The sequence below is a fragment of the Sphingomonas fuzhouensis genome, from assembly GCF_034659795.1.
GTDB lineage: Bacteria > Pseudomonadota > Alphaproteobacteria > Sphingomonadales > Sphingomonadaceae > Sphingomonas > Sphingomonas fuzhouensis.
Map to the genome: position 1 here is coordinate 237,553 of NZ_JAXSQY010000006.1, position 22,693 is coordinate 260,245.

23 protein-coding genes, 1 tRNA gene and 1 pseudogene are annotated in these 22,693 nt (G+C 64.7%); 15 read left to right on the plus strand and 10 right to left on the minus strand.

Annotated elements, in window-relative coordinates; translation table 11 throughout:
• Nucleotides 1-13: 13 nt before the first annotated feature.
• The 8 genes from U1H82_RS14135 to U1H82_RS14170 form a co-directional block, all read right to left on the minus strand.
• Nucleotides 14-655 carry a phosphoribosylanthranilate isomerase gene (locus U1H82_RS14135; protein WP_322965602.1) on the minus strand — a complete coding sequence of 214 codons (642 nt, stop codon included), beginning with the start codon at nucleotides 653-655 and terminating at the stop codon, nucleotides 14-16.
• 38 nt (nucleotides 656-693) lie between these two features.
• Nucleotides 694-1,368 carry an orotidine-5'-phosphate decarboxylase gene (pyrF, locus tag U1H82_RS14140; RefSeq protein ID WP_322965603.1) on the minus strand — a complete coding sequence of 225 codons (675 nt, stop codon included), beginning with the start codon at nucleotides 1,366-1,368 and terminating at the stop codon, nucleotides 694-696.
• Between the two features lie 7 nt (nucleotides 1,369-1,375).
• Nucleotides 1,376-1,684, minus strand: a complete 309-nt coding sequence (locus U1H82_RS14145; RefSeq protein ID WP_322965604.1) for a hypothetical protein — start codon at nucleotides 1,682-1,684, stop codon at nucleotides 1,376-1,378.
• Nucleotides 1,685-1,781: 97 nt separating this feature from the next.
• Nucleotides 1,782-4,064 (minus strand): patatin-like protein, encoded by a 2,283-nt coding sequence (locus U1H82_RS14150; protein WP_322965645.1) that lies wholly within the window; start codon nucleotides 4,062-4,064, stop codon nucleotides 1,782-1,784.
• Entirely contained in the window at nucleotides 4,064-4,759 is a 696-nt protein-coding gene (locus U1H82_RS14155; protein WP_322965605.1) for an endonuclease/exonuclease/phosphatase family protein, read from the minus strand. Before U1H82_RS14155 ends, U1H82_RS14150 begins: the two co-directional genes overlap by 1 nt.
• A 64-nt stretch (nucleotides 4,760-4,823) precedes the next feature.
• A tRNA-Thr gene (locus U1H82_RS14160) sits at nucleotides 4,824-4,898 on the minus strand.
• Between the two features lie 18 nt (nucleotides 4,899-4,916).
• A complete protein-coding gene (locus U1H82_RS14165) occupies nucleotides 4,917-5,780 on the minus strand; it encodes a hypothetical protein (protein ID WP_322965606.1) in 864 nt (287 codons plus the stop codon).
• On the minus strand, nucleotides 5,761-7,101 hold the full coding sequence (locus U1H82_RS14170; protein WP_322965646.1) for a replication-associated recombination protein A: 1,341 nt from the start codon (nucleotides 7,099-7,101) through the stop codon (nucleotides 5,761-5,763). The genes U1H82_RS14165 and U1H82_RS14170 overlap by 20 nt, the downstream gene beginning before the upstream one ends.
• Nucleotides 7,102-7,226: 125 nt before the next feature.
• On the opposite strand from U1H82_RS14170, the gene U1H82_RS14175 reads away from it, so the two are divergent.
• Both U1H82_RS14175 and U1H82_RS14180 read left to right on the plus strand, forming a co-directional pair.
• Nucleotides 7,227-7,841, plus strand: a complete 615-nt coding sequence (locus tag U1H82_RS14175) for a PadR family transcriptional regulator (protein ID WP_322965607.1) — start codon at nucleotides 7,227-7,229, stop codon at nucleotides 7,839-7,841.
• Complete coding sequence (locus U1H82_RS14180; RefSeq protein WP_322965608.1) at nucleotides 7,838-8,128, plus strand: DUF2218 domain-containing protein; 291 nt, start codon at nucleotides 7,838-7,840, stop codon at nucleotides 8,126-8,128. The genes U1H82_RS14175 and U1H82_RS14180 overlap by 4 nt, the downstream gene beginning before the upstream one ends.
• On the opposite strand, the gene U1H82_RS14185 is transcribed toward U1H82_RS14180, so the two are convergent.
• Nucleotides 8,125-9,261 (minus strand): glycosyltransferase family 4 protein, encoded by a 1,137-nt coding sequence (locus tag U1H82_RS14185; RefSeq protein WP_322965609.1) that lies wholly within the window; start codon nucleotides 9,259-9,261, stop codon nucleotides 8,125-8,127. The two genes, U1H82_RS14180 and U1H82_RS14185, sit on opposite strands and share 4 nt — an antisense overlap.
• 96 nt (nucleotides 9,262-9,357) lie before the next feature.
• On the opposite strand from U1H82_RS14185, the gene radA reads away from it, so the two are divergent.
• The 13 genes from radA (at nucleotide 9,358) to U1H82_RS14250 (ending at nucleotide 22,108) form a co-directional block, all read left to right on the plus strand.
• Complete coding sequence (gene radA / locus U1H82_RS14190; protein WP_322965610.1) at nucleotides 9,358-10,731, plus strand: DNA repair protein RadA; 1,374 nt, start codon at nucleotides 9,358-9,360, stop codon at nucleotides 10,729-10,731.
• Between the two features lie 176 nt (nucleotides 10,732-10,907).
• Entirely contained in the window at nucleotides 10,908-11,411 is a 504-nt protein-coding gene (locus U1H82_RS14195) for a CvpA family protein (RefSeq protein WP_375339536.1), read from the plus strand.
• Nucleotides 11,411-11,851: an iron-sulfur cluster assembly scaffold protein gene (locus U1H82_RS14200; protein ID WP_322965647.1), complete on the plus strand. Its 441-nt coding sequence runs from the start codon at nucleotides 11,411-11,413 to the stop codon at nucleotides 11,849-11,851. The genes U1H82_RS14195 and U1H82_RS14200 overlap by 1 nt, the downstream gene beginning before the upstream one ends.
• Nucleotides 11,851-13,599 (plus strand): cation:proton antiporter domain-containing protein, encoded by a 1,749-nt coding sequence (locus U1H82_RS14205; RefSeq protein ID WP_322965612.1) that lies wholly within the window; start codon nucleotides 11,851-11,853, stop codon nucleotides 13,597-13,599. Before U1H82_RS14200 ends, U1H82_RS14205 begins: the two co-directional genes overlap by 1 nt.
• Before the next feature lie 2 nt (nucleotides 13,600-13,601).
• Nucleotides 13,602-13,931, plus strand: coding sequence for a DUF423 domain-containing protein (locus tag U1H82_RS14210; RefSeq protein WP_322965613.1), 330 nt, complete (start codon nucleotides 13,602-13,604; stop codon nucleotides 13,929-13,931).
• A gap of 50 nt (nucleotides 13,932-13,981) precedes the next feature.
• Complete coding sequence (gene metG, locus U1H82_RS14215; RefSeq protein WP_322965614.1) at nucleotides 13,982-15,538, plus strand: methionine--tRNA ligase; 1,557 nt, start codon at nucleotides 13,982-13,984, stop codon at nucleotides 15,536-15,538.
• Nucleotides 15,538-16,314, plus strand: coding sequence for a TatD family hydrolase (locus U1H82_RS14220; RefSeq protein WP_322965615.1), 777 nt, complete (start codon nucleotides 15,538-15,540; stop codon nucleotides 16,312-16,314). The genes metG and U1H82_RS14220 overlap by 1 nt, the downstream gene beginning before the upstream one ends.
• Complete coding sequence (locus tag U1H82_RS14225) at nucleotides 16,311-17,075, plus strand: MBL fold metallo-hydrolase (RefSeq protein ID WP_322965616.1); 765 nt, start codon at nucleotides 16,311-16,313, stop codon at nucleotides 17,073-17,075. Before U1H82_RS14220 ends, U1H82_RS14225 begins: the two co-directional genes overlap by 4 nt.
• A complete protein-coding gene (locus U1H82_RS14230; RefSeq protein ID WP_322965617.1) occupies nucleotides 17,072-17,647 on the plus strand; it encodes a retropepsin-like aspartic protease family protein in 576 nt (191 codons plus the stop codon). The genes U1H82_RS14225 and U1H82_RS14230 overlap by 4 nt, the downstream gene beginning before the upstream one ends.
• Nucleotides 17,648-17,760: 113 nt before the next feature.
• The gene (locus tag U1H82_RS14235) at nucleotides 17,761-18,768 is read left to right on the plus strand and encodes an IS30 family transposase (protein ID WP_322965618.1); all 1,008 of its coding nucleotides are present in this window, start codon (nucleotides 17,761-17,763) and stop codon (nucleotides 18,766-18,768) included.
• A 432-nt stretch (nucleotides 18,769-19,200) separates the two neighbouring features.
• Nucleotides 19,201-19,860, plus strand: coding sequence for a hypothetical protein (locus U1H82_RS14240; protein ID WP_322965619.1), 660 nt, complete (start codon nucleotides 19,201-19,203; stop codon nucleotides 19,858-19,860).
• A 67-nt stretch (nucleotides 19,861-19,927) separates the two neighbouring features.
• Nucleotides 19,928-20,773 (plus strand): hypothetical protein, encoded by an 846-nt coding sequence (locus U1H82_RS14245; protein ID WP_322965621.1) that lies wholly within the window; start codon nucleotides 19,928-19,930, stop codon nucleotides 20,771-20,773.
• A gap of 21 nt (nucleotides 20,774-20,794) precedes the next feature.
• Entirely contained in the window at nucleotides 20,795-22,108 is a 1,314-nt protein-coding gene (locus U1H82_RS14250; RefSeq protein ID WP_322965623.1) for a hypothetical protein, read from the plus strand.
• Between the two features lie 13 nt (nucleotides 22,109-22,121).
• Here U1H82_RS14250 and U1H82_RS14255 read toward each other — a convergent pair.
• Nucleotides 22,122-22,654 (minus strand): annotated as a pseudogene (locus U1H82_RS14255) (IS5 family transposase); the annotation flags it as partial.
• Nucleotides 22,655-22,693: the final 39 nt, after the last annotated feature.

Below are 22,693 nucleotides of genomic sequence, written 5' to 3' on the forward strand. Positions count from 1 at the left end.
GCAAACGATCCTGTCACTGATTTGTCGCAACGGCTTTAAGGAAGCGTGCGATCTTGTCCATATCCTTGACGCCCGGCGCGCTTTCGACACCCGACGACACATCGACCAGCGGCGCACCGGTCCGGCGAATGGCTTCGGCCACATTGCCCGCGTCCAGGCCACCCGACAATGCCCAGCGCAACGGATGGCGCACGCCGTCGAGCAGGCTCCAGTCGAAACGCAGGCCCATGCCGCCGGGCAGCGAGGCCTCGTCGGGGGTCTTGGCATCATAGAGGATCAGGGTGGCGGCGCCGGCATAGTCACGGGCCTTCTCGACATCACCACGCGCCTTGATCGCGACCGCCGCCCAGACCTCTAGACCGAACTTCGCCCGGATCGCTGCGACGCGCGCGGGCGCGGTGCGATGAAGCTGGATCGCGTCGAGCATTCCGGCGCGTACCGCCGCTTCCAGCAACTGGTCGTCGGGATCGACGAACACGCCGACCCGCTGGACATTATCGGGCACGCGCCCCGCCAACCCCGCCGCCATATCGAAGGTCAAATGGCGGGGCGAGGCGGGAAAGAATACGAAACCGACATGGCTGGCCCCGCCGCCCAGCGCGGCGTCGAGCGTGGCAGGCGTCGTCAGTCCGCAGATCTTGGCAGTGGTGGTCATGATCGTTTCCCCGAATGGGAGGGTCCGAGAAAAACGGGTCAGAGCGTGGCGGCGATCGCGCGTGCCGCGGCATCGGGGTCGTCCGCCTGGGTGATCGGGCGACCGATGACCAGGATCGAGGCCCCGGCATCAACCGCCGCACGCGGCGTGACGACCCGCTTCTGGTCGCCGATCACACCGTCTGCCGGACGGACGCCGGGGACGACGAAGAAGCCCTTGGGCCACGCCTTCTTCACCGCCGCCACCTCTGCGCCCGAGCAGACGATGCCGTCCACGCCCGACTCCGCCGCCAGATCGGCCAGGCGACGGACATGGTCGGCGGGCGATCCGGTGACGCCGGTGTCGGTCAGATCGCTGGCGTCCAGGCTGGTCAGCATGGTGACGGCGACGACCTTGGTGCCGGTCGGCGCCGCCGCCTTGGCATCCTCCAGCATCGCGCGGCCGCCGCTGGCATGGACGGTCAGGATGGCGGGGGCCAACGGTCCGAGCGACTGCACCGCCTTGGCGACGGTGTTGGGGATGTCGTGCAGCTTCAGGTCGAGGAAGACGGGCAGGCCGATCTGCGCCATCTCGCGCACGCCGCCCGCACCATGGGCGCAGAAGAACTCCAGACCGAGCTTCAGTCCCCCGACATGATGGCGGACCTTCTGCGCCATGGCATGGGCGCGGGCCAGATCGGGCGTATCGATGGCGACGTAGATGCGGTTGCTCATGAAGGGATCAGACCAGGGGCTGGGAGGGAACGATGGCGGGCGTGGTCGACGGAAGGACCGCCGGTTCGACCGTGGCGGCGGCCAGTGCGCTTTCCGCCGCGCTCAGCCGCTGACGCAACCGCCAGCGTGCGGCGTGCTGCCAGATCAGCGTCGGCACCAGCCCGAGCAGGAAGGTCAGGAACAGCAGCAGCGGCAGATTCACATCCGCCACCAATCCGCCGACCAGCCGGATCGGTACGGTCGTCCAGTTCCCCAGCGTGAAGGCCGCGGCCAGAAAGGCCAGCAGGCACCAGAATAGCATTTTCAGGAACTGCATGGGTTTCTCCGCATCACCGGTTCGCCACCCACCTGACGGGACGGCGGACCTCGCTTGGCGATGCGGTCTAGCCGCGTTGACCGGGCATGACCAGCCTTCAGCCGATCTCCCGGCGAAGCGAGGCGATCAGGGGCGCGATGGCGGTCAGCCGTTCCTCCTCTTCGTCGAGGATCGCCAGGAATGCGCGGCGCTTGAACGCGGCGACCGCACCGGGCTTCAAACGAATGGTGGCGGGCAGGGTGGACACGGCGATGTCGATCATCCGCTCCGCCCCGTGCAGCCGCCCCCAGAGATAATCATTCTCGCGGTAGCTGCGGCTGAAGAATGCGCCGAAGGTCAGGAACTGGATGCCCTTCAATGTCGCCTCTGCACCCCCGGCACGGATCGCCGTGGCGTCGTCCGGCGAGATGCGGTCGACCTTGATCGGATCGAATTCGTCCAACCCCTCACCCTGAAGCAGCGGCAGCGTCGCCACGTCGAAATACGGAAATCCCAGATAGGTGAGCAGCAGGGATCGCCGCGCCGCGCGGGGGAGCCCGGCAAAAGCGGCGGCCAGCCGCGCATCCGTCTCTCCATCCAGCCGGATCAGGTCGAGGCGCGCTTCGAGCTGATCGAGCACCGGCCCGCCATCATCGCGGATCGCGCCGATATCCTTGGCGAGTTCGCCGTGTGCGCCGCCGCTCTGGCGTTCGAGAAACTCGGCCAGCGATTCGTAGATCGCGTCGCGAACCGGTGCGAGTTCGGCCTCGCTATGATCCGCCTCCAACTCGGTCAGACGCCGGGCGAGCAGCCGCAGCCGACGGATGCGATAGCCGAGATCGAAGGCGCGCAGGAAGGTGCGGGCGCCGTTGCTCGATCCGCCCGTAAAGCTGATCGCCTCGCCCCCGACGCACCGGGCCGCGATCGTCCGTTCCACCATCGCGCGCAGCCGGTTGCGGCGCGGATGGCCGTCCTCGCCCATCGCCTCGCCCAGGATCGTGACCATGCCGTCGATGACATTGGCCAGCTTCAAGTGGCCATAGGCGGCATAGCTGAACCCAGCCTTGGATGCCGCCGCAGCCTGCGCACGCACCCGCCAGGAGGCCAGGCGCGCGGCGGTCGGACGGTCGAGGAAGAAGGTGCCGCCGAAGAGCTGCTCGATTTCCTGCTCCACTTCCTCCCGGATTGCGGCAACGATCGCCTGCATCCGGTCGATCCGGCCCGACCGCGCGGCGATCGCTTCCAGATTGTCGCGGATCGGCTGCTGGCGAGGTAGTTCGCTGATGGCGCCGATGATCGTCTGGAAGAAGCCGGGATGACCGCCGCCACCGGGCAGGCGGAAATGCATGCCGGGAAAGGGATCGATATAGACGAAGCGGCGATCGACCTGCCGCCGCGCCGGGCGACGGCCGAGCGCGTCGATCGCGGGGCGGAAGGGCGCGTTGACCAGCACCGATCCGTCGATCAGCACCGCCTTGTCCGCCGCGCCCGCCGCATGATGGCGGGGCAGCACACGGCGCAGGAAGTCATCGCGCTCGGGCCACGCCTGGTCGCGGGCCGCCAGCACCCGGTCGAGCTCGGCGACGGTGAAGGGCGGGAAAGCGCCAGGAAAACTCGACGTCGCGCGCGCGGCGAATACCAGTTCGGGGATCGCCGCCAGCTTGCCGCCGCCGCTGTCGGTGAAGTCGACGACCATGCGATGCTCGGTTTCCACCACTTCGCTCGGCGAATGGAGGCGAAGCCGCTGCGGCTGGCCGGTGAAATCGGTGACGGTGACGAACAGGTCGAGCGGTTGGCCCGGCGGCAACAGGCGTTTGCCGGCCGGAGCCTGCGCCATGCGGTCGAATGCATCGAGCAAGCGCCCGGTGAAATCGTCGGCGGCGAAAGGCGGCTCGAACCAGCGCGATCGGATCAGATGGCCGAGCTTGGTCCGCACCTCCTCGCGGGTATCCTCGTCCAGTGCCGCGACCTTCTCACCGCTGCGTCCGGCCGCCATCCAGGCGATGGGTAGCGCCCACATCTTGGAAAAGCGCGAGGTCGGCGCCGCCTCCGGAGCGATCAGCGACTCGATGTCGGCGGCCTCCAGCCACAGATCGGTCAGCGGGTCGAGCGACTGGCCGGTCGACAGGGCATGGCCCAGAAAGATGCCGTTGATCCCGCCTGCACTCGCACCCGCGATGATGTCGGCGAGGATACGGACACGGACTCCGCCGCGTGCCGCCATCTCGTCCAACAACTCGTGATAGACGGCATCGACCGCCGAGGCGGGCGGATCGCCCTCATGCGAGGCACGACTGGCGCGCACGACCCGCCAGATTTCCTTGGTGATGCCGTGCATGTATACGGCCAGACTGATCCCGCCATAGCAGACCAGCGCCAGTCGCAGTTCCTTTTCGCGCATCAACGAGGACCGACCATGGCCCAAATGGGTAGATGATCCGATGCCCGCCGTGAAGCCGGTGTCGCATGCACGCCGCATTCCCCGATGCGCAATTCCGGCGACACCATGATCCGGTCGAGCCGCCCGAGGGGACGCATCGCATGGAAGCTCGGCCCCGTCTCCGCCACGGCGAAATCGCGCGTGAAGTCCTTCAGGCATCCCGCCGCGCGCGTCCACTCATTGAGGTCGCCCATCATCACGGTCGGATGCCGGTGCAGACAACTCGCCAGATGCGCGAGGATCGCCGCCGCCTGCCGCCGCCGCCACAGGCCGGACAGGTCCAGATGCATACCCACCACCCGGATCACGCCCGCCTTGGTGCGAAGATCGGCCATGACCGCGCCGCGCGGCTCAAGGGAGGGGAGGTGGATCGCCTCGAAGTCCAGGACCTGGGTCGCCTTGCGCACCAATATGGTGTTGCCGTGCCAGCCCATCGAGCGGGCTTTCATGCCATAGACGATGGGCTTCCAGTCGCTATGGTCGTCGAGCAGGTGGAGCGGGATGACGCCTTCGCGCTCACCGAAGCGCCGGTCGGCCTCCTGAAGCGCGATTACATCCGCGTCGACCTCGCGTAGCACATCCAGAATGCGGTCGGGATTGCGCCGCCGGTCCGCGCCGATGCCTTTTCGGATATTATAACTGGCGACCTTGATCATTCCGCCACTGTAACGCAGCGGCGGGCTTTTGGTGCCAATTCCAAAACGGCAACGGAATGGGAAATGGTGCCGGATGAGGGGATCGAACCCCCGACCTTCGGTTTACAAAACCGCTGCACTACCGCTGTGCTAATCCGGCGTTGTGATCCCCCTAGCGTCAAGACACGCCGAAGGTCCAGCCCTCCGTTTGCGCGATCAGCGGGGTCAGGCCCGCCGGATGCCAAAGATCGTCGCGCCCCGCCACCTGGCGGAGCCAAGCGGCGGTCAGGATCGCATCGGTCGTGTGATCGTCGTACCGATGAAGCGGATCGTGCGGTTCGCTGCCCAGCGTGACCAAGGCCTCGTCCAGCGCCTCGGCACTGCGCATCTTGCTCCGCCCACGCGGACGCCCGGCATCGCGCGCGGCAACGGATGTGTAGATTTCGACGACCAGCGCACCCGATAGCGGCACCGGATCGAAGGGCCAGATCGCGATCCGGCCGTCCAGCCGCCGCAAGAGCCGCATGCCCGCAAAACTTGCCTTTGCCACCTGCGACGCGCCGATCGCGTCATAGACGGTCGACGGCTTGCGCGTGCCGTCCGTCGCGATCTCGCAGGTGCGCCAGTGGAGGAAATCGGCTTTCCGTCCATCCGCTGCGCCGAAGTAGAAATGCTGCCCGCGCCGGGCCTCAAGAAAGCTGCGTGCGCCGAGATCGGGATCGTCGCTATTCTCGTCGACATAGGCCCAGAGCGCGCGCGCATCCGCCGTCGCGGGATCGCCGGGCAGATGCGCGCCCCGCGCGACGAAGGGGGCCGAGAAGCTGAAGTCGAACCCGACCAGCAGGGGCTCGTTCGCCTGCGCCAGCAGCCATTCGCCCACCGCTTCGCGCGACCAGGCACGGCCCGGCGGCGCGACGATCGTCGGCGCGGCCCGGCCCGTCGCGCAGCGTGCGATCCGGATGCCGTCATGCGCGGTGCCGTGCGCGCCCGACCAGTCGATCGCGACGAACTGGGTAAAGCGATCAGCCGTGATGGTCGCCATCCGCCTGCGCCAGAGCCCGCCGCCGCTCGTCCCACCACGCCATGCGTTCGGCGATCCGCTTTTCCAACCCCCGCCCGGACGGTTCGTAAAAGCTCTGCGGCGGCAGTTCGTCCGGCCAGTAATTCGCGCCGGAAAAGCCGCCATCAGCGTCATGGTCATATTGATAGCCCGCGCCGTAACCGATCTGCTTCATCAGCTTGGTCGGCGCATTCAGGATATTGGCGGGCGGCATCAGCGACCCGGTTTCCTTCGCGGTGCGCCACGCCTGTTTCTGCGCCTTGTACGCCGCGTTGGATTTGGGCGCGGTCGCCAAGTACAGACATGCCTGCACGATCGCCAATTCTCCCTCGGGCGAGCCGAGAAACTCATAGGCATCCTTGGCGGCCAGACACTGGGTCAGCGCCTGCGGATCGGCCAGCCCGATATCCTCGATCGCGGTCCGGGTCAGGCGTCGGAGAACGTAAAGCGGCTCCTCGCCCGCCGTCAGCATCCGGGCGAGATAATAGAGCGCCGCCTGCGGGTCCGATCCGCGGATCGACTTATGCAACGCCGAGATCAGGTTGTAATGCCCCTCGCGATCCTTGTCATAGACCGCGACCCGGCGTTGCAGGAATGCCGACAGCCCGGCGGCGTCGAGCGGTTCGGGCAGGTCGACTGCGAACAAGGTCTCGGCCTGGTTGAGCAGGAAGCGTCCGTCGCCGTCGGCACTGGCGATCAGAGCATCGCGCGCGGCCGGTTGCAGGGGCAGGGGGCGCTCCATCAACGACTCGGCCCGCTCCAGCAGTTGTTCGAGCGCTGGCTGGCCCAGCCGATGGAGAATCAAGACCTGCGCCCGGCTGAGCAACGCCGCGTTGAGTTCGAAGGACGGGTTCTCCGTCGTCGCGCCGACCAGGGTGACGGTGCCGTCCTCGACAAAAGGCAGGAAGCCATCCTGCTGCGCGCGATTGAACCGGTGGATCTCATCCACGAACAACAGGGTCCGCTGGCCCAGCCGGGCATGATCGCGCGCCTCGGCAAAGACCTTCTTCAAATCCGCCACGCCCGAAAATACCGCCGAGATCGCGGCATAACGCAGCCCGACTTCCGCCGCGAGCAGTCGCGCGATCGTCGTCTTGCCGGTGCCCGGCGGTCCCCAGAGGATCATGGAGGACAGTCGTCCGGCCGCTACCATCCGCCCGATCGCGCCCTCCGGCCCGGTCAGGTGGTCCTGCCCCACGACCTCCGCCAGCTTCATCGGGCGCAACCGGTCGGCGAGCGGCGCGTCGGCCGACAGAGAGGGCTGGGTAGGGGCGGGGTCCATACCCGCGAACAGATCGGCCATATCCGACATGTAGGGACCGCCCGGCCTGCCGTCATCCCGGATTACAAGATATATCGCAAAACATCTTGACTCCGACTGCTCTCGATATATCTTGATCGCATCACGATAGTTTGAAAGGTTCTAGAATGTTTCGTTTCTCTCACGGCGGCGGTGGCCGTCATCATCGGGCGGGCGGGCGTGGTCCTGCACCTGAACTCGATGTCGAACGCTTCTTCCATTGGATCGAACGACTGAACGATGGCGAGCATCGCCGCCGGCCCAGCGGCGGCGGACGCAGCAAGCGGATGTTCGATGGCGGTGAACTCCGCCTCGTCCTCCTCAAGCTGATCGCCGACGAGCCGCGTCACGGCTATGACCTGATCCGCGAGATCGAGGCGATGACCGGCGGCGCCTATGCCCCCAGTCCGGGCGTCATCTATCCGACGATCACCCTGCTCGACGAAATGGGCTTTATCGAGGAACAGCGCTCCGAGGGTGCCAAGAAGCGCTTCGCCGCGACCGATAGCGGCCGCACCCATCTGGCGGAGAATGCCGAACAGGTCGAAGCATTGCTCGCCCGTCTCCAGGCGCTGGGCGAACATCGCCAGCGGGTCGATGCCGCGCCGATCCGCCGGGCCATGGGCGGCCTGAAGATGGCCGTGATGGAACGCTTCGGCGGCGGCGACGCCCCGCAGGAGATGGTCCATGAGGTCGCCGCGATGATCGACGAACTTGCCCAGAAGGTGGAACGCCTGAAATGAGCATTTCGGTCGCCCGCGTGCCGACCCAGTCGGCCAGCCGTTATCTCCAACAGCTTGCCAAGCATTGGAGCCACAAGATGGACGTGTCGTTCACGGCCGAAGAGGGCACGATCCAGTTCCCCAACGGATCGAAGCTCGACATGCGCGCCGACAGCGAGACGCTCGATATCGTTCTGACCGTGCCCGAGGACGGGGAGGTCGCCCGGATGCGGGAGGTCGTCGCCAGCCATCTCGACCGCTTCGCCTTTCGCGAGGCCCCGCTGACCTTCGACTGGCGCGACGGTTAAGCGAACAGGGCCTGATAGGCGTCGATCACCGCCTCGTTGACCTTGTCCCACCGGTAATCGGCGACGCGGGCTTGCCCGGCCTCGCTGAACCGGTGGCGCAGGGCCTTGTCGATCGCGATCCGCTCCAGCGCGTCGGCATAGCCCGTGATGTCGCGCGCGCCGACCAGATAGCCGGTGTCGCCATCGGCCACCAAATCCATCGCGCCGGTGGCATTGGCGGCCACCACGGGCACGCCCGCCGCCATTGCCTCGGTCGTCACGTTACCGAAGGTTTCGGTCACGCTGGGGTTGAAGAAGATGTCCATCGACGCGACCGCCCGGCCCAGATCGTCGCCAGTCTGATAGCCTGCGAAGATCGCATCAGGTGTCGCCTTTGCGAACCAGTCCTCCGCCGGGCCCTTGCCGACGACCAGCACCTTGTGCGGCACCCCGCGCCGCCGCAGCTCGGCCAGCGCCTCGGCAAAGACGTCGAGGCCCTTTTCCTTGACCAGGCGCCCCAGGAAACCGATCGCCACATCGTCGTCCGCAATGCCCAGTGAACGCCGCCACTCCAGGCTGCGTCGCGAGGGACGGAAACGGTCATGGTCGATCCCGCGCGACCAGATGCCCATCGGCGGGGTCACGCCCCATCCGCGCAGCAGGTCGATCATGCTGGGGCTGGGCGCGACGATCCGGTCGAACTTGTTGTAGAAGCGGGTCAGCAATTTGATGATCGCCGGTTCCAGGAACCCCAGGCCATAATAGGCCGGATAGGTTTCGAACCGCGTATGGACCGAAGCGATCGACCCCACACCCTTTTCCCGTGCCCAGCGGACCGCCGCGTGCCCCAGAAACTCCGGGGCTGAGACATGGACGATATTGGGTGCGAACGCCTCCAGATCGGCGCGCACCTTCGCCGGAAGCCCCCGTGCCAGCTTGTAATCGGCACGGAACGGCAAAGGTATGGCGGGCACGTCGACCAGATCGCCGACCGGCGGAAAGGCCGGGGTCGAAGAGGTCGGCGAATAGACCCGCACGGCCACGCCCCGCGCCAGCAAATGGCCGACCAGCAGGTTCAGGCTCTGGTTCGCGCCGTCGCGCGTGTAATTGTAATTGCCGCTGAACAGTGCGACACGAAACTTGTCTGGGGTCATGGAGCCCGCCCCATAGCGGGGCAGGGGCACAAAGACCACTCCTGCCCCCTCATCAAATCCGTTCCATTTTCGTTCCAGCGCCATTATGTCGGGCGCATGGCCAAAATTCAGAAGCGCTATGTCTGCCAATCCTGCGGATCGGTGTCGTCCCGCTGGCAGGGGCAATGCCCCGATTGTTCCGAATGGAACACCATGTTGGAAGAGGCCCCGGTGCAGCTGACGCCCTTCGCCGCCAAGCATCATCTGCAGGGCGGGGGGCGAGCGATCCAGCTGGTCGGGCTGGACGCCGATATTCCGCTGCCCGATCGGATGGCGACCGGTATCGCCGAGCTGGACCGTGCCCTGGGCGGTGGTTTCGTCGAGGGGTCGGCGACGCTGATCGGTGGCGATCCGGGCATCGGCAAATCGACGCTGCTGCTGCAGGCGGCGGCCAAGCTGGCCCTGGCGGGCAAGCCGGTCGCCTATGTCTCGGGCGAAGAGGCGGCCGATCAGGTGCGGCTGCGCGCGCGGCGACTGGGGCTCGGGCAGGCGCCGGTGCGACTGGCAGCGGCAACCTCGGTGCGCGACATCCTGACGACGCTGTCGATCGGCACGCCGCCTGCGCTCCTCATCATCGACTCGATCCAGACGATGCACTCTGACCTGATCGAGGGCGCCCCCGGCACGGTCAGCCAAGTCCGCGCCTCGGGCCAGGAGCTGATCCGCTTCGCCAAGGAACGCGGGACTGCCGTCGTGCTGGTCGGCCATGTCACCAAGGACGGTTCGATCGCGGGCCCGCGCGTGCTGGAGCATATGGTCGACACCGTCCTCGCCTTCGAAGGCGAGCGGAGCCACCAATACCGCATCCTGCGCGCGATCAAGAACCGCTTCGGCGGCACCGACGAGATCGGCGTTTTCGCCATGCAGACCGAGGGGTTGACCGAGGTCGGCAATCCCTCGTCGCTGTTCCTGACCAATCGCGACGAAGGCGTGACCGGCGCGACCGTCTTTCCGGCTTTGGAGGGCACGCGGCCCGTGCTGGTCGAAATCCAGGCGCTGACCGTTAGGCTCGCCTCGGGTGCCACCCCCAGGCGTGCGGTCGTCGGTTGGGACAATGGACGGCTCGCGATGATCCTGGCCGTGTTGGAGGCGCGGTGCGGGCTGAGCTTCTCGTCGGCGGAAGTCTATCTGAACATCGCGGGCGGCTACCGGGTACAGGACCCGGCTGCCGATCTGGCGGTGGCGGCGGCGCTGATCTCCGCTTTGTCCGAGCGGCCGGTGCCTGCCGATGCAGTCGTCTTCGGCGAGATCGCGCTGTCGGGTGAAATCCGCTCGGTCGCGCACGGTGCGCTGCGGTTGAAGGAAGCGGGCAAGCTCGGTTTCGAAAAGGCCATGGTGCCCCGTTCGATGATCGGCGACGAGGGCGGTCTGCGCATGACCGGCTTTCGCACGCTGGCCGAGTTCGTTGACCATATGCTGGGGCGCGGGTAGCGAGGGAGCGAAGACGCCGCCATGCCCGTTTCTTGCCCCATAACGGACGCGGCGATACGGTCGGGGTGCCCGACCGGCGTCGTTCATGGGCGGGCTGAGATATGGGATAGAGCGCGTTGACGGCCCTAGATATTCTTGTCCTGATCGCGGTGTTCGGCGCGGCGGTCCAGGGCTTCATGCGGGGCTTCGTAACCGAAGTGCTGGCCCTGTTCGCCTGGGTTGCGATCGTCGCCGCTCTGAAGATGTTCCACATCTCGCTGGCCCAGGCCCTGACCGGTGTGGTCGGGACGGTATCGGGTGCGGCGGTGCTGGCCTTCGCGCTGATCGTCGGCGTGACCTATCTGGGTGGGCGGATGATCGCGCGTGCGGTCGGGCACCGGACGCGGACATCAGTGCTAGGACCCGTCGACCGCGCATTGGGCTTCGGCTTCGGCGCGCTGAAAGGTCTGATCCTCGCCAGCCTGATCTTCCTCGTCGTCGCCCTCCTGGTCGATACGGTCAGCGGCGGTCCCGCCCGGCGGCCCGAATGGATGGTCAAGAGCCGTACCTACAAGCTGCTCAACGCCACGAGCGCAGGCATCGCCGATTTCGTCGACCGACGCCGTCGCGGTCTGCCTGTATTCGGCGCCCCCACGTCCTCGGGCAATAGCGGCCCGACCAACAGCAGCGAGACTCCGTGATGAACGCGCCCCTCTACAATGCGGAAATCCTGCGGCTGACCACGGCCATCCCGCACGACCGGCGTCTGACCGACCCGATGGCGAGTGTCGAGCGACGCTCGCCCATTTGCGGCAGCCGGGTGACGGTCGACGTCAATCTCGATGAAGACGGGCGCGTGGCGGAGGTCGGTATGCTCGTCCGTGCTTGTGCCCTGGGACAGGCCTCGGCCGCGTTGTTATCCGCCCATGTCGTTGGGCGCAGCGTGACCGAGCTAGCCGAAGCGCGTGACGACCTGACCCGCTGGCTGGCGGACGGGCAGGGGGAGGCCCCCCAATGGCCCGGCCTCGATATCTTCACGCCAGCGCTGTCCTATACCGCGCGCCACCCCTCGATCCGCCTGGCGTTCGAAGCGGCGGCGCAGGCGGCCGAGGACGCGGCGATCGCCGGAGGGCAGCGCTGATGCATGGCGAGATATCACTACTCCGCGACGGCGCCATTCTGCTCGGGTTCGGGCTGGCCTTTGTTCTCGTTTTCCGACGGCTGGGACTGGGCGCGACGCTGGGCTATCTGATCGCGGGCGCGGTGGTCGGCCCGCATGTGTTGGGGTTGGTGGGCGACGCCGAGTCCAAATTGGGCATCGCCGAAATCGGCATCACGCTTCTTCTCTTCATCGTCGGGCTGGAACTGAACCCCGCGCGGCTGTGGCGGATGAAGCACGAAATTTTCGGGCTGGGGCTGCTTCAGGTCGCGGCGTGCGGTCTGGCGATCACCGGCATCGTCCTGCTCGCCCATTTCTCGATGGAGGCGGCGCTGGCGCTCGGCCTGCCGCTCGCCCTGTCGTCGACGGCGCAGGTGCTGCCGATGCTGCAATCTTCGGGGCGGTTGCGGACCCCCTTTGGCGAGCGGGCCTTCTCCATCCTGTTGTTCCAGGACCTGTCGATCGTCCCGCTCATCACTATCGTTGCGGCCATGTCGCGCAATCCGGCCGATCATGCCGGACCACCGGGCTGGATTCTTGCGCTGGAGACGGTTGGCGCGATCATCGGGTTGATCGTGGCCGGGCGCTTCCTGTTGCGGCCGCTCTTCCGCCTGATCGGCAATATGGGCGAGCGCGAGATGTTCGTCTTCGCTGGTCTCTTCACCGTGATCGCCAGCGCAGCCGTGATGGAGCTGCTCGGCCTGTCGACCGCGCTTGGGGCGTTCATCGCGGGCGTCATGCTGGCCGACAGCCCGTACCGGCATGAGCTGGAAGCCGATGTCGAGCCGTTCCGCTCGATCCTGCTCGGCCTGTTCTTCCTGGCGGTCGGCATGATGCTCGACCTGCCCGCCATTGCCGAGCGGCCTTTGTTCGTCGCGGTGATGGCCTTGGCGCTGATCGCGACCAAGACGCTGGTCATTTCGCTGATCGGCCTGGCGTTCAAGATGAACTGGCGATCGGCCTTGGCGCTGGGCTTGCTGATGAGCCAGGGGGGCGAGTTCGGCTTCGTCCTGTTCGCCCAGGCCCAGCAGGGCTATCTGATCGCCCCCGAAGCGGCCAGCCTGTTCGGCGCGATCATCACCCTGTCGATGGCGACGACGCCGTTCCTGATGGCCGCGACCCGCCGCATCCGCGAGGAGCCGGTCATCACCCGTGGTGGCCAGCGCGAAGGTCCGGTGACCGACGGCGCCAATGCACTGATCGTCGGCTATGGCCGCTTCGGCCAGACCGTCGCGCAGATGCTGATCGCCAGCGACATTCCCGTCACGCTGATCGACCGCGATATCGAAATGATCGACATCGCCGCCTCCTTCGGAGCCAAGGTCTATTATGGCGACGGCACCCGGCTCGACCTGTTGCGACAGGCGGGTGCGGCGGAGGCGGAGTTGATCCTCTTCTGTCTGGACGACGATCAGATCACGCTAGAATTGCTCGAAAGCGTTCATGCGGCCTTCCCCAATGCCTCGATCTTCGTCCGCGCCTATGACCGGCGCGCGGTCCTTCGCCTGAAGGGCGGGCCCGCCGCCTATGTCGTGCGCGAAGTGCTCGAATCGGCGGTGAAGATGGCGCGACTGGCGCTGGGCAGCCTGAAGATCGACCATGCCGAGATCGACCGGGTCGAAACCATGTACCGGGCCCGCGACAAGGAACGGCTCGCCGCGCAGGCGGCCGCGGGCGATCTACGCGCCGCCAACGACCGGATCATCACGCAGGACGAGAGGAACGGCTGACCATGGGACTTGTGGCGATTCTGGCGGCATTGTCCGGGGCGGTCGCGATCGCGGCCGGGGCGTTCGGCGCACACCGGGCCGAGGGTGTCGCGGTCGAGTGGCTGCGCACCGGCGGGCAGTATCAGTTGATCCACGCCGTCGCCGCGCTCGTCGCGTTGCGGATGGAGGCGAAGGGAGTCGCCTGGACCTTCGTCATCGGTGCGGCGATCTTTGCCGGTACGCTCTATGCGATGGCCTTTGGCGCGCCACGCTGGCTAGGCGCGATCACGCCGATCGGGGGCACGCTGCTCATCATTGGCTGGCTCTGGCTGGGTTGGTCGCTTCGCGGCTGAAGACACATGGCAGGCTTCACCTGCGCCTGGGGATGTTCTAGGGACCGGCCATGGCCGATCCATTCTATATCACCACCGCCATCCACTATCCCAATGGCCGCCCGCATATCGGCCATGCTTATGAGATGGTGGTGGCCGACGTCATCGCCCGGTTCCAGCGTCAGACGGGCCGCGACGTCCTGTTTCAAACCGGTACGGACGAACATGGCCTGAAAATGGCCCAGGCAGCGCGCGCGCGAGGCATTTCCACGCGCGCGTTCGCCGACGAAATGTCCAGCCATTTCCATGTGATGGCTGATCGTCTTGATATCTCGTACGACCGCTTCATCCGCACGGTCGACGCGGATCACTATGCCGCGAGTCAGGCCATCTGGAAGGCGATGCAGGCCAAGGGCGACCTGTATCTGGATCGCTACGAAGGCTGGTACTCCGTCCGCGACGAAGCCTTTTACGACGAGAGCGAACTGACGGTCGCCGACGATGGCACCAAGCTGTCCCCGCAGGGCACGCCGGTCGAATGGACCGCCGAAGAAACCTGGTTCTTCCGCCTGTCCAAATATCAGCAGCCGCTGCTCAACCTGTACCGCGACAATCCCGATTTCATCCGCCCCGAAAGCCGCCGCAACGAGGTGATGCGCTTCGTCGAGGGTGGGCTGTCCGACCTGTCCGTATCGCGGACCAGCTTCGACTGGGGGGTGCCGGTGCCCGACAGCCCCGGCCACGTCATGTATGTCTGGGTCGACGCACTGACCAACTATCTGACCGGCACCGGTTACCCGAACGAGGACAGCGATCTGGCGCGCTTCTGGCCCGCCAATCTGCACCTGATCGGCAAGGATATCGTGCGGTTCCACACCGTCTATTGGCCCGCCTTCCTGATGTCGGCGGACCTGCCGCTGCCCCGGTCGGTGTTCGGGCATGGCTTTCTGCTCCACCGGGGCGAGAAAATGTCCAAGTCGGTCGGCAATGTCGTCGATCCGATGGGGCTGGCCGATGCGTTCGGCGTCGATGCGCTGCGCTATTTCTTCCTGCGGGAGGTCAGCTTCGGCCAGGACGGCTCCTATTCCGCCGAGGCGATCGTCACCCGCGTCAATGCCGAGCTGGCGAACAGCTTCGGCAATCTGGCCCAGCGCACTCTGTCGTTCATCGCCAAGAATCTGGGCGGCGCGCTGCCCGAAGCCGGACGGAGCGATCCTGCCGACGCGACCCTTATCGAGGAAGTCGTCGTCGCCTGCGCCGGGTTGAAGACCGCGTTCGACGATCTGATGCTCAGCCAGGGGATCGAGGCTTGGATGCGCGGCGTCTATGCCTGCAATCAGTATATCGACGTGCAGGCGCCCTGGTCGCTGCGCAAGACCGATCCGGAGCGGATGCATGCCGTGCTCGGCACGCTGGTCCGCGCGATCCGGATGCTGGCGATCGCGATCCTTCCGGTCGTGCCGCGCGGGGCGGCCTTGGTCCTGGATACGCTGGGAGCCGAAGAGCGCGATCATGCCGCGATCGACGATGACGGCTGGTATGCCCGCCGCGCCGCAAATGGCGTACCGCTGGCCGCACCGACCCCGGCCTTTCCCCGTCTGGAAATTCCGGCGGAGGCAGAAGGCTGATGCTCGCCGACAGCCATTGTCATCTGAATTACAAGGGGCTGGCGGAGGATCAGGCCGCGATCCTCGGCCGCGCGCGCGATCGCGGCGTCACCGCGATGCTCAACATCTCGACGCGCGAGAGCGAGTGGGATGCCGTGATCGCCACCGCCGAGCGGGAGCCCGATGTCTGGGCGACCGTCGGCATCCATCCGAACGAGGCGGATGCGCATCCCCATATCGATACCGCCAAGCTGATCGAGCGTGCCCGGCACCCGCGCGTCGTCGGCATCGGCGAAAGCGGGCTCGATTATCATTACGACCATAGCGCCCCCGAACGCCAGCAGGCGAGCTTCCGCGCGCATATCGCCGCCTGTCGCGAAACCGGCTTACCGCTCATCGTGCACACGCGCGATGCGGAAGAGGATACCGCCGCAATCCTGGCGGATGAGATGGGGAAGGGGGCCTATCCCGGCGTCATCCACTGCTTCACAGCAAGTGGAGATTTTGCCGATAAGGCATTGGCGTTAGGCTTTTATATATCCATTTCGGGTATCGTGACCTTCAAGAACGCCAAGGATTTGCAGGAAATCGCCGCGCGTCTGCCGCTCGACCGGCTGTTGATCGAAACCGATGCACCGTTCCTTGCGCCTGTACCGCATCGGGGCAAGACCGGCGAGCCAGCCTTCGTGGCCGACACGGCCAAGTTCCTCGCCGAACTGCGTGGAGAAACGGTCGAGCAACTGACCCGCGCGACCGCCGAGAATTTCCACCGGCTGTTTGCAAAGACTCGCGCGTGAAAATTCGCATCCTCGGTTGCGGCACGTCATCGGGCGTGCCCCGGATCGGCAATGACTGGGGTGCATGTGATCCTGCCGAGCCACGCAACCGGCGGATGCGCTGTTCGGCGCTGGTCGAGCATGACGGCACCCGCATCCTGATCGATACCGGCCCCGACATGCGTGAGCAATTGCTGGCCGCTGAAGTCGGTACGGTCGATGCGGTGATCTGGACCCACGATCATGCCGATCACTGCCATGGCATCGACGATGTTCGGCAGATATTCCATGCTCTCGGCGCTCCCGTTTCCGGCTATGCCCGACCTACGACTGCCGCTTCGCTAGAGGGGCGCTTTGGCTATGTCTTTCGCGGCAAGACGGGCTATCCGCCCACCGCAACGATGACGCTGCTGGAGGACGAGGTCGCGATCGGGCCGATCCGGGTGCGAACGGTCGATCAACCCCATGGTCGTATCCTGTCGGCGGGCCTGCGTTTCGAATGCGATGGCAAGAGCATCGGTTATGCTACGGACTTTCATGAACTGACGCCGGAGATGGCCGCGCTGTACGGCGACCTCGATCTTTGGGTCGTCGATGCGCTGCGGCGGCATCCGCATCCCGCCCATGCCGATCTGCCGTCCGTTCTGCATTGGGTCGAGCAGTTGCGGCCCCGCCGCAGCGTCCTGATCCATATGGACCAGTCGATGGATTATGCGACGCTCTGCCGCGAACTGCCGGACGGCGTCGAACCTGCCTTTGACGGCATGGAGTTGATCCCGTGAGCACGGATCGGGCCATGGACATCGTCTATTATGGCCTGATCCTTCTATTGCCGCTCAGCGCCTTGATGGCCCGCCGTATTCCGATCGGCCAGACCTTCCGCATGGCGTTGATGTGGATCGCGATCTTTGGAGCCGCCTTTCTGGTCGTCGCACAACGCGACCGGCTGACGGGGCTATGGCCGCATGAGGCAGCACCAGAGGGCGTCGTCCGCATTCCAATGGCGCAGAATGGGCATTTCTATGCCGATGTCCACATCAACGGGGTGGCACGGCGGATGCTGATCGACAGCGGTGCGACGACCACCGCCTTGTCCGAAGCCACCGCACGGGCGGCTGGCCTGAACCTGGGCGAGAGTCCGTTCGGCACGATGATCGAAACCGCCAATGGCCGGGTCGTGGCTTCGCATACCACCGTGGCCAAGATGGCGATCGGCCCGATCCAGCTCACCGATGTCGGCGCGGATGTATCGCCCAGCTTCGGTGATCAGGACATCATCGGCATGAACGTCCTGCGCCGTTTGCGCTCATGGCGGGTCGAGCGGGGGGTGCTGGTTCTCAACGCCGCCGACTGAACTCTTTTTACATAATACATATTATCGATCTTTCAGCATGTAAGCGGGTGCATTCTAGATCGAAGTGCGAAAACCCGGCTTAAGTGCGGGTTCAACCCGGCTGAGGGCTGCACATGGGCAGTTACACGCATCTCGATCTCGACGAACGTCGTAAGCTATATCAGCTCATCGGCGCCGGCAGAAGTCCGCGCCAAGCTGCAGCCGAGCTCGGGCGCCACCCGTCAACGATCTATCGCGAGCTGAAGCGCAATCACCGGTTTGACGAAGAACCAATGTTCCGGGGTTACTTTCCGGTGACGGCGCAATCCATGGCGGCCGGACGACGGTTGAGAGGCGCGAAGATCAGCCGATATCCCGAACTGGCCAATTATGTCGTTGACCGCCTCAAGGCAGCTTGGTCGCCCGAACAGATCGCAGGCTACCTTCGGTACCGGGCAACCGGTCGACTGCGGGTCAGTCACGAGACGATCTACCAGTTCGTGTATGGACCAGACGGTCAGGCCGCCAAGCTGGCACGCCTGCTACCCACCGGCAGACGGAAGCGGCGCCGGCGCTACGCTCGCAAGCCACGCGGTCTGAATATCCCGCCTTCTCACACCATCGCGGCTCGCCCTCCAGAGGTCGCCGAGCGCGCGGCGTTCGGTCACTGGGAGGGCGACCTTATCGCGTTCAAGTTACACAATGGTAAGGCGAACCTCACCTCGTTGGTTGAGCGCCGAAGCCGCTACATCGTGCTCACGCCCAACGGCAGCCGTCACTCTGCGGGCATCATGGACGGCATCGAGCGTCATCTCCGTGCCCTACCCCCTTCCCTCCGTCGCACCATCACGTTTGACCGTGGCACCGAGTTCGCCGGGTATGGACGCCTTCAGGAAAGCCTCGGAATGATCGCCTATTTCTGTCAGCCATCGGCTCCCTGGCAAAAGGGCAGCGTGGAGAACAGCAACGGAAGGGTGCGCCGCTTCTTGCCCCTCGAGACCGACATTGCGTGTGTACCGACGGTCGAGATTGAGCAGTTGGTCGATCGGCTCAATCGAACGCCACGGAAGTGCCTCTCCTACCGGACGCCGAGCGAGGTACTGGCCGAGCAGGTGAGCCTTGCGATTGCAACGCGATCATGACTGACCTCATGGTCAGCGCGACGGTGCGTCCCATGCCGACCAACTCAAGACATTTGGCGTCATTGATGCGACCGACAGCTTTTGCCAGGATCCGCCATGCCATGGCTGCTGCCAATGTAAAGTCGCCGCCCACCATGGGGAGCTTTGCCATCTGAGCGACATACCCAGAACGGGATGTAGCGCGCGTTGCGTCGGCCTTGCCATTTGGCCAAGCCAGAGCGCGCCGATCCAGAAAATCCCGAAGTGCCGCTTGCAACGTCGAGGCCACCACTCCAAATCCTGTGGAGGAGCCGATCGCCCGGGCTGCAAGCGACCCTAAAGGCGGCATACGACCAAACGACACCACGACAACGGCGACTTCTTTCGCCGGCGCTTGGTGGTCATGAAGCGCTTGTGATCACCAGAAAGCCGCCGGCCTGGAGGAAGGATCGAATGACCATTCACAAAGATTGCGCGGATCATCTGCGCACGCACTATGCAGCGCTTACCGGCGGCAAGCTGTCGTCCGGCCACGCACATGAGCTCGTCGCTGCCTTTTTCGGCTATGGAACTGGCTCGGCGCTCAGGGCAGAGACCCAGCGTCCGCTCGATTTTCTGTCGCAGGCGGACATCATGGTCCCCGATCTGCCGCTGCTCGACAGTCGACGTGCCGCGCTTTCCGGCCTGCCGGAGGATCTGCCGGCCAACGACGTCATCGTCGACTTGCTAGTCGAACATCTCGAGGCGTCCGGACAGTTCACGGGAACCGTCTGGCTGACACGCGATCTGGTTGATCACATCGGTGCCGAATTCATTCAGGACAATGCCTTCACGATCGAGGATGCGTTGTCAGGGGAGATCGCATCGACCAACGCCTTTTTCGATGAGCTCTACCCTGAAGAGGTGACCGTCGAGCACGGCGACGATGCCCTGATCGCTACCGTTAACGGCCATCTGAACGGCGAAAACGACCAAGACCGCGCTTTCCACGGCGACTCGATTGCGTTTGAATCCGTGATCACCTTCGACCGGGCCGCCGGCCGGACTGGTTATTCGAACCCCAGCTTCGCCACGACCGGCGAGGTGGACGATTCTCGCTATTACGACGACTAAGGTTCCTGGGGCGGCCGACCCTAGGGTTGGCCGCCCCACGTTCGAAGTCAAAGATGCAGCCGGGGCCTTGAACCTGATGACGACGTTGATGTCCTGGATTTCGTACTCGGATAACGGTGAAGCGACGCACCTGCCGCGAGCCGTCTATTTGGTGTCGGACAGCAAGATTACCTGGGGTTCTGCCGAGAAGCGCTGGGAAGCTGGGCGCAAAATATTCGCAGCGAAAACCGAACCCCACCTTTTTGGTTTCTGCGGAGATGTCGTGCTCCCCGCATTGATCCTGGGACAGATCGTGAGCGCGATCGACGCCGGGATATTGTTCGAGCCGATCGCAACCGCGCAGGAGCGACAGGCGCTGATCTTCGAGACCGTGAAGCGAGCCATCGCGAGCGCGATCAACACCCCGACGTTGGATTTCACGATCCATCATCTGTTCCGGGACCAATCCTGGCCAAACACGTCGTTCCGCGCTTGGAATATCCAGTTCGACGCCACCGCTCGCACGACGCAAGCTCACGAGGTGCCGATACCCACCAACACCGACATCATCGGTTCATTCGGTTCGGGGAAGTCGGCGGCGAAGGCTCACCGAGATCGATGGGAGCAATCGGATGCTGCGGGACGGAGCAGAGCGCTCCTCGCATCGTTCTGCGATGCGATCAGATCTGGAGATGACCCTCTTTCCGGAGGCCCCCCGCAGCTCGCCGCCCTGTATACGCGCGATACCCCGCGCCAGATCGGAATGGTGTTCGACCAAGGCCGCTACTTCAACGGCCTCCCTGTCGAGATGACACCGACGCTTGAAAGAATCGAATGGCGAAATGAACTCGGCGAGGTCGCTGATCCGGCGACGGGAAAAGCTACACGAGGTGCCCGACGGTTCGGGCGCCCGAACGCCCTTGCAATCGAATGACCGGCCTGTTGTGGAGCCCAAATGACGTTCGATGAAACGATAGCGGCCTTCCGCCGCGGCGAGTTTGAGATCGATATGCCGCGCATCGAGATGGTCGCGGGCGATCACCGGATGCAGGGGCCAGGAAGCCTTAGTCAGAATGCGAGAGGCGACATCGAACTCAAATGCCATGTCGCCTTCGACGAGCTTCAGCCCATGGTCGATATGATCAACCGATCGATGCGTTCAGAAGCCGGCGCCCTCGTGCCAGAAGACAATTACCATCTCGCCACGGCAACCGATCACACCAACGCTGCTTGGGATCTCGGCCGGATCTTGACCAACCATTCGATCTCGCTGCCGGCGGCCTCAGGGACGATCCGTGCGGTTCCCAAAACGCTGCGCAGGCAAGAGCCCACGCGGAGTACAGCGTCGATCCTGGCGCTATATTTTTTCGAACAGAACAAGCGAGACTGGGAAGGTCTGATCGGCGAGCCGCACACGATCAAGATCAATGATACTGATCTGCACCTTACGTTCGAGGATCTCACGGGCGAGCAGATTAAGGTCGTAGCGAAGTGCGATTTGCCGTTCCCGCCGGCATTCGAACGGCGTTTGATCGAGGCGATGCAGTTCGTGGTTGGTCAGTCGCTTAACCCGGCTATCGTTGATGAGGTCGTGTCGTCGTGCCGAACGCTTTCGCTTAGCGGGGCCCGGCCCGACATCCGTCGCGTACCAGCCTACCCGCCGCTGGCAACGAACACCGGCCTGTACAGCAAGCAACTGGTCGAACTATTGCGGTGTTACCTGCAATATCTGGCAGACGCTCCTGACGAAGGCATCTGGAGCGCGCCGTCGAGCTTTCTCTCGCTGGTACGTCGATCAAGCGAGAGCTCGATCGACGGGTGGCTCATCGGGATTTGCGTCGCAGTGGAGGGCCTGGCCGGCCTGATAGAATTGGCACCGTCAGCGTTGACCGCCGAGTTGGCAGATTTTCAGAAGGCCGCGACGGTCTGGATGGACGACAAGGGCATATCCGCAGGCAATCGGCAACGTATCGTGGGTCTTATCGGTCAGCTGAGCGCTATCCGACCGAGAGATCGCATGATGAGCCTGGTGCCGGGTGGCTGGCTCATCGAGGATGACATCAAGACGTGGACAAAGGCACGGAACTCAGCCGTGCACACCCGAAAATCAAGCGCGGCAGACGTCGAACGGGACAGCTTTCAGAAGCGCGTCGACCAGCTTCATCGTATCTACAGATTGCTCCACACCATCATCTTCCACGTTATCGGCTATACTGGGCAATATACCGACTACGGCGAACGTGGGTTTCCCGACCGCTTGTACCCCTAGGCGCTGTCTGCATTTAGCGTAGCCAGATCATGGCGCAGGCGAGGTGGACGAAGCCCATGAAGGCGGGGAGTGTCTTTTCGCAGCGCAGGGCGATGCGGCGGAACCGCCTGAGCTTGTTGAAGAAGCATTCGACCTGATGGCGTTCCTTGTAGAGGCACCAATCGATCGGCGGCTTGCTGGTACGGCTTGGATTGGTCTTGATCTGCACGGCGGCCTTGAGGTCGTCGGCGATGAAGGCGCGTAGCGGATCGGCGTCGTAAGCGGCATCGGCAATGACGTGGCCGACGCCCAGAAGGCCGGTCAGGAGAGCTTTGGCCTGTGGGCTGTCGCCATGCTGCCCGGGCGTGGGGTGGATGCGGATCGGCAGGCCGATCGCGTCAACGGCTGCATGCAGCTTGGTCGTCAGGCCACCACGGGAGCGACCGATCGCGGCAGCTTCAGCCCCCCTTTTGCACCGGTCGCATCGGCGTGCACCTTTGAGATAGTGCTGTCGATCAGGACATATTCGAAGTCAGGCGTGTCGGCCATGGCATGGAACAACCGTTCGCGGCGTGAGATAAAAGGGCGGCTCTCGACTGCTAAGCC